8 protein-coding genes and 1 pseudogene are annotated in these 11,505 nt (G+C 63.7%); 2 read left to right on the forward strand and 7 right to left on the reverse strand.

Features of this window, described 5'->3' with window-relative positions; translation table 11 throughout:
* Positions 1-1,105 (reverse strand): acetyl-CoA carboxylase biotin carboxylase subunit (locus tag Y705_RS17615; RefSeq protein ID WP_155849938.1); only part of this gene is annotated, 1,105 nt, incomplete at its 3' end.
* Positions 1,106-1,266: 161 nt separating this feature from the next.
* Entirely contained in the window at positions 1,267-2,871 is a 1,605-nt protein-coding gene (locus Y705_RS0105180) for a carboxyl transferase domain-containing protein (protein ID WP_026532078.1), read from the reverse strand.
* A 118-nt stretch (positions 2,872-2,989) separates the two neighbouring features.
* Between Y705_RS0105180 and Y705_RS0105185 the strand changes: the two genes are divergently transcribed.
* Entirely contained in the window at positions 2,990-3,601 is a 612-nt protein-coding gene (locus Y705_RS0105185) for a TetR/AcrR family transcriptional regulator (RefSeq protein WP_026532079.1), read from the forward strand.
* 74 nt (positions 3,602-3,675) lie between these two features.
* Positions 3,676-4,170 carry a GNAT family N-acetyltransferase gene (locus Y705_RS0105190; RefSeq protein ID WP_049822314.1) on the forward strand — a complete coding sequence of 165 codons (495 nt, stop codon included), beginning with the start codon at positions 3,676-3,678 and terminating at the stop codon, positions 4,168-4,170.
* 515 nt (positions 4,171-4,685) lie between these two features.
* On the opposite strand, the gene Y705_RS0105195 is transcribed toward Y705_RS0105190, so the two are convergent.
* From Y705_RS0105195 to Y705_RS17620, 5 genes and pseudogenes are all read right to left on the reverse strand, one after another.
* Positions 4,686-6,530 carry a PxKF domain-containing protein gene (locus Y705_RS0105195; protein WP_155849933.1) on the reverse strand — a complete coding sequence of 615 codons (1,845 nt, stop codon included), beginning with the start codon at positions 6,528-6,530 and terminating at the stop codon, positions 4,686-4,688.
* 692 nt (positions 6,531-7,222) lie between these two features.
* Positions 7,223-7,837, reverse strand: coding sequence for a response regulator (locus Y705_RS0105200; RefSeq protein ID WP_049822332.1), 615 nt, complete (start codon positions 7,835-7,837; stop codon positions 7,223-7,225).
* A gap of 23 nt (positions 7,838-7,860) precedes the next feature.
* On the reverse strand, positions 7,861-9,273 hold the full coding sequence (locus Y705_RS0105205) for a sensor histidine kinase (RefSeq protein ID WP_026532083.1): 1,413 nt from the start codon (positions 9,271-9,273) through the stop codon (positions 7,861-7,863).
* Between the two features lie 389 nt (positions 9,274-9,662).
* Positions 9,663-10,048 (reverse strand): annotated as a pseudogene (locus Y705_RS21080) (IS110 family transposase); the annotation flags it as partial.
* Positions 10,049-10,433: 385 nt separating this feature from the next.
* A partial coding sequence (locus Y705_RS17620) for a dihydrolipoamide acetyltransferase family protein (RefSeq protein WP_155849939.1) occupies positions 10,434-11,505 on the reverse strand: 1,072 nt, incomplete at its 5' end.

Genomic DNA, 11,505 nt, shown 5'->3' on the forward strand with positions numbered 1-11,505 from the left:
CCGGCTCGGCCAGCCGGTGCACGGTCCCGGTGGACGGCAGGAACCCGGCCTCCGGGCTCTCCGCATACACCCGCGCCTCGACGGCATGGCCGCTGAGCACCACGTCCTCCTGCCGGAGGGCGAGTTCCTCCCCCGCGGCGATGCGGATCTGCCATTCGACAAGGTCCACCCCGGTCACCATCTCGGTCACAGGATGTTCCACCTGAAGCCGAGTGTTCATCTCCATGAAGAAGAATTCGTCGGGCGCGGTATCCGAGACCAGGAATTCGACGGTTCCCGCACCCACGTAATCGACGCTACGTGCAGCATTGCAGGCAGCTTCACCGATGCGGTTCCGCGTGGCATCGTCGAGAAGGACGGACGGCGCCTCCTCGATGACTTTCTGGTGGCGCCGCTGCAGTGAACACTCGCGTTCGCCGAGGTGGATGACGTTGCCGGCGGTATCCGCCAGGACCTGCACCTCGATGTGGCGCGGTGTCAGGACGAGGCGTTCGAGGAACAGCGTGTCATCCCCGAAGGCGGAAGCTGCGACACGCCGCGCGGTAACGAGCGCTCCGGGCAGCTCCTCAGGAGCATGCACGGCATGCATTCCCTTGCCGCCGCCCCCTGCGGACGGTTTGATCAGCAGCGGAAATCCGACCTGCGCGGCCTGGCGGATGAGCTGCTCGTCGGTCTGTCCGGGCTCGGCGATGCCCGGCACCACGGGGACGCCGTGGCCGGCGACGTGGTTCTTCGATCGGATCTTGTCGCCCATCACGTTCAGGGCGTGCACCGGCGGGCCGATGAAGATGATTCCTGCGGCGGCGAGGCGCTCAGCGAAGGCCGCGTTCTCGCTGAGGAAGCCGTAGCCGGGATGCACCGCCGTCGCGCCGGTCCTGTGGCAGGCGCGGAGAATGGCCTCGCCGTTGAGATAGCTTTCCGAGGGGGCCGCAGGCCCGATGCGGACAGCGATGTCCGCCTCGATGACATGGCGTGCCCCGGCGTCGGCGTCGCTGTAGACCGCGACCGACCGGATGCCGAGGCTCCGCAGGGTGCGGATGATCCGGCAGGCGATCTCGCCACGGTTCGCCACCAGGACCGTGTCGAAGAGGGCGGACGGCGTCATCAGCTGTGCAAAGGGCGAGCCGGAAATCGTCGCACCGGGCACCGGCGGGCTTGGCTGCGTCGCACCGGACACGGGTGAGTTGGACGTCGTCGTGGTGGTAGGAATACTGGACGGGATGCTGGCAGGAACGCTGCCGGTCATTGATTCAGGGTGCATGGGGGTCACATTCGAAAGAGGCCGAAGGAGGTTTCGGGCAGGGGTGAATTGGCGCAGACATCGAGCGCCAGCCCGAGCACCGTGCGGGTGTCCGCCGGATCGATGATGCCGTCGTCCCAAAGGCGGGCCGTCGAGTAGTAGGGGCTTCCCTGTGCTTCGTACTGGTCGCGGATCGGTGCTTTGAACGCTTCCTCGTCGTCGGCGCTCCATGCCTCGCCCCGGGCCTCGAGCTGGTCCCGCTTGACGGTGCCAAGCACCGCGGAGGCCTGGTTCCCGCCCATCACCGAGATCCTGCTCGCCGGCCACATCCAGAGGAACCGCGGCGAGTAGGCGCGTCCACACATCGAATAGTTACCGGCCCCGAATGAACCACCGATCACGACGGTCAGCTTGGGCACCCTGCATGTTGCCACTGCAGTGACCATTTTGGCGCCGTTCTTGGCGATGCCTCCGGCCTCGTAGTCCTTGCCCACCATGAAGCCGGACAGGTTCTGGAGGAAGATCAGCGGGATCCCGCGCTGGTCGCACAGCTCCACGAAGTGGGCGCCCTTGAGCGCCGATTCGCTGAACAGGACTCCGTTGTTCGCGACGATCCCGACCTGGTGACCGTGGAGTGTCGCGAAGCCCGTGACGAGGGTGGTGCCGTATTCCCGCTTGAACTCGTGGAAGAGGCTCCCGTCCACCAAGCGGGCGATGACCTCGCGGACGTCGTAGGAGGCGTTGACATCAACCGGAACAGCACCGTACAGCTCGGCGGGATCCTGGGCCGGCGCCACCGAGGCCACGGGCCGCCAGGCAGGATCGGGGGCCGGCAGGGTGGAGACGATGTCCCGGATGATCTCCAGCGCGTGCTGGTCGCTCTCCGCGAGGTGGTCCGTCACACCCGAAACCCGGGAGTGGACGTCGCCGCCCCCGAGCTCCTCGGCGGTCACGATTTCCCCGATGGCCGCCTTCACCAGCGGCGGCCCCCCGAGGAAGATGGTGCCCTGGTTCCGGACGATCACCGTCTCATCGCTCATGGCAGGCACGTAGGCTCCACCGGCGGTGCAGGATCCCATCACGGCGGCGAGCTGAGGAATCTTTCGTGCGGAAAGCTGCGCCTGATTGAAGAAGATGCGGCCGAAGTGGTCCCGATCGGGAAACACCTCGTCCTGTTTCGGAAGGTAGGCGCCGCCCGAGTCCACCAGGTAGATACACGGCAGATTGTTCTCCAGCGCGATCTCCTGTGCCCGGAGGTGCTTCTTCACCGTCAGCGGATAGTAGGTGCCGCCCTTGACCGTGGCGTCATTCGAGATCACGAGGACATGCCGGTTGTGGACCAGGCCGATTCCCGCGATGACTCCGGCGCCGGGGCACTCGCCGTCGTACAGTTCGTGTGCGGCGAGCGGCGCGATCTCGAGGAACGGGCTGCCGTCGTCGAGCAGTTGGTCGATCCGCTCGCGCGGCAGCAGCTTCCCGCGGGCGACGTGGCGCTCCCGCGAGCGCTCGGGGCCGCCAAGCGCCGCCTCCGCCAGCCGTCCGCGCAGCTCACCGACCAGGGCCTGCTGGGCCTGATCGTTCTCCACGAACTCCGGGGAGGTGGTATTGACCTTGGACGCCAGTGTCTCCATCGACCAATATCCTCGCGATAGCTTCAGTTAGCAGACGCTAACCGAATTTAGGTTAGTGGCTATTAACCGTGGTGTCCACCACAATGGGAGCATTCCCGTGCAAGAAGCGAAGGATCCCATGGAAGTTCTGCCCGTTGAAGACCGCCTGACCGGCCGGAGCATCGCCAAGGCCTCCCGTCGTGCGGCTCTGCTCGACGCAGCGGCGCAGCTGTTCGCCGAGCGCGGATACAACGGGGTCTCCATCGAAGACCTCGGTTCGGCCGCCGGGGTGAGCGGACCCGCCGTCTACCGGCACTTCAGCGGCAAACCCGCTGTGCTGTCCGCGCTCCTGACCGGCGTCAGCGAGGACCTCCTGGAAGGCAGCCTCGCAGTGGTCGCGGCATCGACGGATCCCGAAGCGGCACTCATGGACCTGATTCGGTTCCAGGTGGACTTCGCCCTTTCGAAAGCCAACGTGATCCGGGTCCAGGACCGCGATCTCAGCAGTCTTCCGCGTGAGGACGAGCAGCTGGTGCGGTCCCTCCAGCGCCGTTACCTCGAGGTCTGGGTGGACATCCTCGCCGAGCTGTTCCCGGACGCCGATCGCGTCCGGTTGCGGCGGAAGGCACACGCCGTGTTCGGGCTCATCAACTCGACTCCCCACACCACCCATGCCGGCAGGGCAATCCCCGACCTCTCCGGACTGCGCGGGCTGCTGGAAGACATGGCGTGGGCCGCCGTGGGGGTCTGACGATGATGAGGTCCCTGCCCTGTCGTGCCGACCCAACTGCACTCAGTACACCTAGTAGGCTGTTTCCCTAGACCGTGACCATTACCGAATTGAGTTCCGCCGTGATTGAGCTTCGCCCCGTCGAATCTGCCGACCTTGATGAATTCTTCTCCCACCAGCTGGATCCCAGCGCAAACCACATGGCCGCATTCGCTGCAAAGAACCCGGCCGACCGCGGTGTCTTCGACCACCATTGGCAGGACATCCTGAACGACCGGAAGATCACGGTCCGCACCATCCTCTCCGACGGCCGCGTAGTGGGCAGCATCCTTGCCTACCACGACGGCGACGTCCCGGAGATCAGCTACTGGATCGACAAGGCTTGCTGGGGACAGGGCATCACGACAGCGGCGGTGGGGCAGTTTTTGGAGGAAGTGACCGAGCGACCCCTGCGTGCCCGCGCGGTCGTGGACAACGTGAACTCGATCCGCATCCTCGAGCGGTGGGGCTTCAAGCACGTGGGCGAGACGCAGGGCTTCGCAAGCGCCCGCGGCGCCGTCGTTCGGGAACTGATCCTCGAACTGCAGTAGGACAAGCAGCGAAAAAGGAAAGAATCCCGGGTGCGACGAAGGAGCAGCCAGCTACAGGCCGGAGCGGAGCGCAGGACCACTGTGCCGGGTTGGAGCGCCAGCGAAAATCAGGGGAAGCCCGAAAACCCACACCCACCAGCAACCGCGGGCATGGTGATTAGAAAGGTGGGAGTGGGAGCTACGCTACCGGCTCTCACTCCCGTTTTCTTGTGTCTCCCTGCAACAAGGAAATCTATAGGGCCGGATCCTCTTTTCCTCGAGAGTCCGTCGGCCTGGGCGGAGGCCTCCGGTGCTACCGATCCCCACTTCCTGCCCCGATTGTGCTTGCGCTGGAGGCGCTTCACCCCGCGCATTAGAGTTGCTCCGATCAACTCTTTCACAGACCGATACATGGGCGACACCCGGGGCATTGGCGCCATCAGCCTGTGAAGCGTTGTGCGCCCTATTACCCACACAGCACGAAGGAGCCCGGTCGTATGGCCGGGCTCCTTGCATTGTGGCTGTTGTTAGGGGCGTTACTTCAGTTTGAAGTGGGCACTGATGGTGGTGCCGTCGGCCGCTTTCATAGTGAGGGCGTAGCAGGTGCCGGCGCCAGTCGGGGTCTTCCAGTTGTAGATGAAGTGACCGGCGGTAGCGTCATACCGCAAGGATGTGCTGCCGGCCGCCGCAAGGGTCTCGATGTCGTCGCTAGGGGCAGTTGGCGAGCACGCCGTCTTGCCCATTGAGAATGACATCTGGCTGGGGTCGGTAAGCTCTGTCGATCCTGCAAACAACTCGAACTTGATGGGTACCGTGCTGCCACCCTTGACGGTGTTCAACATGCCGCCCATATCCACAGGTTGATAGAAGCCCTTGGCTTCCCAGGAGTGCACGGTGTACTCCTGTGTGGCAGTTTTGGTGTTACCTGCCATGTCGGTGGCGGTGGCGGTGAGAGTGTGCGTACCAACGGCTTTACTGTAGCCGGTGACAACGCAACTTGCTGGGCCGGAGAGTGCGTCTGTTGCCGTGCAGGTGGGCTGCGCAGCAATCGAACCGAAGTAGCCAGTGGCCACTGTGGAGTTGAAGGTGGCGGTGGGGTCCGTTTTGTCGATCTTATAGGTGGCCGAAGCTGCGCCGGCTGCGGTGATATTGCCCGCCACGTCCCTGAATTCAGGGCTATCCACCTGGACTGCAGCACCCTCGCCTTCCGAAAGCTTCGTCTGCGTGGCCGGGGCCGGGCCGGACGTCGCGTCCGTCGCCGTAAACGTTGCTGTCACATCGGAGGTGTACCAGCCGTTGCTGCCGAGTGTTCCTGCGGGGCTGGTGTAGCTGACGGTGGGCGCTGTCCCGTCCTTCTTCACGGACACGGTGACCGGGCCCGCGCTGCCGCCCCCACTTGTTGCTGAGCAGGTGTACTCCTGCGCCTGCTGATCCGCGCTTATGGTCGCGTCTACGCAGCCCTGCTTGGAAAGCGTGGTTGGCGAGTCCGGTTCCGTGACGGTCCAGGTGAGTGCCACATTGTTCTTGTACCAGCCTGCAAGCCCGTCCGCAGCAGCGGGGTTTAGGGTGTAGGTGATTGCCGGGGGCGTCGGATCGGTGATGGTGTAGGTCACGTCGCTGACGGCGGTAAGCCCTCCCTTGTCCGTGTAGCTGCAACTTGCAGTCTGGGAGCCGATCCCAGTGCCGCTGTCAGGTCCGGTGATGGGGCCGAGCGTAGCCGGCTTGGTGCTGGGCCCGTCTTCCGCGTCGGTTATCTCACAGACCGCGGCCGGGACTGCCCCCTTGTTGTAGGAGTCTGTGGGTTCAACGCCGGTGATCCTCAGGGTAGGGGCGGTGTTCGCCGGGGCGGCGGGTGCTACCTTGACCGCGAATGCCGCCGGCGCGAGGTTGAACGTACCTTCCGTCGTGTTGCCTCCCGGCGCCACAGTTGCGGTGACAGTGGTGTCTCCGGCACCCACTGGGGTAACGGTCAGGGTTTTCAGATCCCCGCACGAAGTGAAAGTGACGCTGCCTGGCGAGACAGTTGCCACCGACGGGTTGCTGGAAACGAGGTTCAACTGGAGAGTACGAGAGCCGGTGAGATTGCACCCGTTCTTACCGTCGTCGTTTGCCGTAATTACCACCAGTGTGGTGGTTCCAGCCGGTCCACCAGCATTGAGGGGCATGACTTTGGCGACCGCGTCCACACTGTCCGTATGTTTAATGATGTCCGGGTGAACTACGCCCGCACTTGCCAGAAGCAGGCTTCCGGTGGCGGCAAAGGCGGCCGCGGCCTTGAAAACTGAACGCCGAAGGGGCTTCCTACCGGTCGAACGGCTCGTTTGCGTCGTCATTGGCGCGGTGGGCCCGGCTGCGACGCGAGCCCAAACTTTCTTGCTCATGGTGTTCCCTCGTTCAGGCCCGTTGGGGCGTGCTGTTTGGAGTAGAGGCTTGAAAAGTCCGCGCAACGATGGTCATTCAACGCGAGTAACCCTGCCGTGCAAGCAGATCAGCAGTGACGGAAGCATTCCTGCAGGTGTGCTGCAGTGGTCTGGGTTCTAGTCCCCTGTGTGGCAGCCGGCACACCGTAATGAGTTAAGGCTACGGCGAAACGGGACGGTGAAACCGTCTGCGTGCGTTCAAATGCCTAAACGCCGATTGCGGCCAGGAATAGACAGGAAGCCTGCAATCGCGGGGGCAGGCAGGACAGGCCCGACAGCATGGAGCACCCGAAAGTGGGTAACACCCAGTACAAGAACCAGACGATGCATCAACGCGAACTGACCACGACAACCAGCACGACCAGCGTCGTATCTGCCGTTCTCCGGGGTAGCAAAAAGCAATTAACCGGATTCAACTTTCCGGGATATGCGGGGGATGTTACAAAGACCTCGACCACGAGGGGAATATGCTGAGCTCTTGCCCCACTAACTGGGATCTCACGACGCCCGGTGACCCCGTGACCGTGTCCTGCACGTCGGCATTGACGGCCACGCAGAATAACGTGCCAGTCGCTCAGAGGTAGTTGTTCTGATGTGTGAGTGAACGACCGGCGGGTGAGGGATGCCGTAGCCGGTGGCTGCGGCACCCCTCACTACTCCTTCAGCACGTGGAAAGCGCTCTTTCTGTCCTTTACCCGAAGTTTGCGCAGGACCGTCGAGACATGGACACGGACCGTGGTCGGGGAGACGAAGAGCTTGTGGGCGACATCTTCGGTAGACAACCCCTGGGCGAGGAGTTCCATGACCTCCCCCTCGCGCGGACTCAACTTGGCGGCAGCCGCCGACTTACGAGGCAAGACTTTTCGGCTGGGCGCTCTAAACTCCTGCAGGATGCGCGTGACGAGCGCGGGGGACATCGCCGCCTCTCCGGAGAGTACCCCGCGCAGCACATCGGCGAGGGTTGCGGGGTCCGTGCTCTTGAGCAGGTACCCAGAGGCTCCCGCCCGCAGGGAGTCGAAGAGATCCTCGTCGTCAGCGGACTGGGTGAGCATCACTACGGCGGCCTCGGGCAACATTCTGCTGATCTGCTGAGCGGCGTGAATTCCGTTGCCGGGCATGTTGATGTCGAGCAACAGCACGTCGGGACGATGCTCCATAGCGAGCTGAATTGCTTCCTCGGCGGAGGCGCCCTCCCCGCACACGTCCCAGCCATCCGCTTCCAGCGTCTGGCGAACTCTCGCGCGGATCCAGGCATGGTCATCGGCCATCACAACCCGAAGCCGGTGCTGATCTACCACATCACCGTCACCACGCTTCCTTCTCCCGAGCGCGATGTTACGTCAAGGGATCCGGGCAAGGCCCGGGCGCGCTCCCGCATGCTGATCAAACCATAGCCCGCGGCGACGCCCGTGGCACTAGCGACGTCGAAACCCGTTCCGTCGTCCTGAACGATCAGGCACCGCCGGTCCCCGTCCCTGCTCAAACGAACGCGCAGCTGATCGGCCCGGCCATGGTGAACTGCGTTGGCCACCGCTTCGCGAGTGATCCGAACCAGCGCGTGCTGCTGCTCGACGCTGGATTCGACGGAGTCATCAACCTCAACCTCCAAGCGGACTCGGTACCTCTGGGACAGCTCCCGCGCCGTCCGGTGCAGGACAAGCCCCAGAGTCTCGTCCCCGCCACGATCGAGGGCCTGAACCGCAGAACGAGCCTCATCCAGCGCCCGATCGCAGCTTGCGAGGATCTGGCCCCTCGCCTGTAGTCCGGGAGGAAGAGAAGAGCCTTCCATCCGCAGCAGCGCGAGCTCCTGGATAACCCCATCGTGCAACTCTCGCGCGAGCCGCCGCCGATCCTCAAGCACGGCCACCCGGGAGTAGGCGTCCCAGTACTGCTTGATCTCACGGCTGGCCCCCATCAGGAGCAGCAGGTAGAAGCCGGTCCGCAACAAGTCACCGGTGTAGAACCAGTCTGTATACAGCGAGGGGAACAGAGCGTAGTTGACGCGGGCGAAGGCACCCAGGGCGCAAGCCGGGCCTATCCAACACAGCAGCGGGTCAGAGTGATCAGCCGCGCGCTTGGTAAAGACAATCGACGCGACCAAGAAGCACAGCGCCGCGGCCCCTTGGGCGATCAGAAACAGGGGATGGACAGCAAGCAGAGTAGGTTGCGTGGCCGCGTCCAGAGACTGGCCGAAAGCTAGGGGCAGTAGAAATCGTCCTCCCCACATCACCGAGGACGTCACGACGACGACCACCACGGGCACGGCCAGCACCCACCACCCCGATTTTAAGGACACTTGGCGGGCCGGGCTTACCAGCGCGGCGGACGTGATAAGGACCGCACCGATAAGCCTTAGCGTCAGGGGCAACCAGACATCGAAGGTTCCGTCGCGATCTTCGCTCAAGGACTGACTCATCCATGACAGACCAGCCCCGGCGACCGCCAAGAGCACGAGGCTTTGAGCGAGCAACAGGTCCTGCAGCCTACGGCGTCGCACAAACCGCCCGTACAGTAAATACGCCACCAGCAAGGCCACACACGAATCAACCGAGTCCACCACCAGGTGCAGAGACGGACTCCGGTACCCGAAGAGCACGACGGGGCTCCACAGCACGAGGCCGGTCACGACGAGCCCCACCGCCCATCCGGCCAACGTCAGCCAGACGGCACGCCCATAAATTCCCGCATCGAGGCGGTCGTCCACCAGCCTCGGTCTCCTCACCACACCAAAAGACGAAGAGCCTACTTTCCGGGACTCACTTCACCCCGAATCATCCAGCTCTGGGACATATGTTATACACCTGCAGACACTTGGGCACCAGGTATTTTCCACCTCCACACCTGACGGGTAAGCGATGCACGTTTTCGATGTTCCACCTAACGAAGATTTGGGCAGAGCAGTCTCCCGCGCCAAGGATGACCCCTTCCGCCGCGCCGAGTCTGCTTGTCAGGCTCCCAGCGGTGGTGCCGACGCGGGGAGCGGGATGTAGGTGGCGTCGTCGCCGAGCATTGCCAAAAGGACCTTGAGGCGGCGCCGAGCGAGACAGATGATGGCCGGGGTAAGGGAGTTGCCCTTCAGCGCTGTCGAACGCTGTCATGTCCCACCCGCCGTGGCTGCGGATCCCTGCGCATCCGCGCCTGATCAGCGATCGCCATCGCGTCCTTCGCGTCGGTCTTCCCATCACCGCCGTACGTCTTGGATGCGTGATGAACAGTAGGACCCGGAATGTAAAGCAGGCGCTGACCATGGGCGGCCAGCAGGGCAATCAGCAACGCCGCTCCCCCATGGTCCAAATCCACCGCCCACACCACCCCTCGCCCAATCCCCTGGTGAGGCCAGCGACATTCGCGATGAGATCCAGCAGCGCACCCTCATCGTTGGCAACCCGTTGCGAATACAAACGGGTACCGTCCGTGTCGATCACCACGCAATGGTGATGTGTTTTACCAGCATCTACACCAGCCCACAGCTGCGCCATTACAGCCTCCAATCATCTCGTCATCTCCAGTAAGAGCCCAGCAGATAACCGCGCCGTCGTGTCCTTATCCAGCGAGAATCAACGCGTCTCTCAATCAGCGGTCGGGTCATCACGGGAACGGCAAACGGCCAATCCTACGAAGCCGTGTCGACAAGCGCCCGGCACAGCAGCAACAGCCATACCCACCACCCCTGGGTAGCCAAGACACTACAACTGCCCGGAACCACCCACTCAACAACATAAGAACAGCAGCAGAAAGGAAACATCAACCGGGTTCGGTGGGTAAGCGCTCGAGCGCCTCCCCATTTATTCCTGCGAGGCTGGACACAGCCCGGGAATGAGCTTGTCAGGTGCCCGGAGGGCGACCGCATCCAGCAGCCAGTCATTAGACCATCGTCAGGACCATCCCCGGGTCCGACAGGATGGTGCCGATGTCCGCGAGGAACCGCGAGCCCTGTTCCCCGTCGACCAGGCGATGGTCGAAGGACAGGCTCAGCGTCATCACCGACCTCAGGGCAACCTGGTCCTCGTACTCCCACGGCGCACGACGCACCGCACCCACCGCGAGAATTGCCGCTTCACCGGGGTTGAGGATCGGCGTACCAGCATCGATGCCGAAGACTCCGATGTTCGTGATGGACAGCGTGCCGCCGGTCAGGTCGGCCGGGCTGGTCCTTCCCGAGCGGGCGGTCTCGGTGAGTGCCTTCAGTGCGACAGACAGTTCGAGGAGGGACAGTTCCCCGGCGTCCTTGATGTTGGGAACCAGCAGCCCACGGGGTGTGGCTGCCGCGATGCCAAGGTTCACTGCGGAGTACTGCACAATCTCGTTGGCGGCACCATCCCAGAACGAATTGAGCGACGGTTGACGGCGGACGGCGATACACACAGCCTTGGCAACGATTGTGAGCGGTGTGATCCGGGCATCTGCGAAGGCGCGTAATGCCTTCAGCCTGCCGATCAACTCCATGGTGGGCGTGACGTCCACGGTCAGGAACTCCGTCACATGCGGGGCGGTGAAGGCACTCGCCACCATCGCGGCCGCCGTGTGCTTGCGGACACCCTTGATCGGAATCCGCGTCTCGCCGCGCACCTGCACCGGATTCCTTCCGGCCGGCGCGTCGCTTTCGACGACACCTTCCGATGCACGCGGTCCGGAGTCGACGGTTCCTGCTGCAGAGCCGTCCCGTGCCGCAAGGGCGTCGAGGACATCCTCACGGGTGATCAGTCGACCAGGGCCTGTACCGTCCACCGAATCAAGCACAATCCCGAGATCGCGCGCGAGCTTCCGCACGGGAGGTGTCGATCGGGGCCGTTCACCCGGTGCTTCAACCGACGGCGCGGTAGGCGCTGCTTGAGCCGGAACCGATGGCGTTGATGCCGATGGCGCTGATACCGGGACCACGGCCGCGGCAGGCGGCACCGCTACCGGCGCGGCTTGCGCGGGCACAGGAGCCGGT

The organism is Arthrobacter sp. H41 (genome assembly GCF_000520535.1).
GTDB lineage: Bacteria > Actinomycetota > Actinomycetes > Actinomycetales > Micrococcaceae > Arthrobacter_D.

What these genes read in the sequence shown, in the direction of transcription:
- Y705_RS0105200 (WP_049822332.1), bottom strand. Translation starts at nt 7,837, where the DNA reads ATGGCCGATGACCATGCCTGGATCCGCGCGAGAGTTCGCCAGACGCTG.
- Y705_RS0105195 (WP_155849933.1), bottom strand. Translation starts at nt 6,530, where the DNA reads ATGAGCAAGAAAGTTTGGGCTCGCGTCGCAGCCGGGCCCACCGCGCCA.
- Y705_RS0105180 (WP_026532078.1), bottom strand. Translation starts at nt 2,871, where the DNA reads ATGGAGACACTGGCGTCCAAGGTCAATACCACCTCCCCGGAGTTCGTG.
- Y705_RS0105185 (WP_026532079.1), top strand. Translation starts at nt 2,990, where the DNA reads ATGGAAGTTCTGCCCGTTGAAGACCGCCTGACCGGCCGGAGCATCGCC.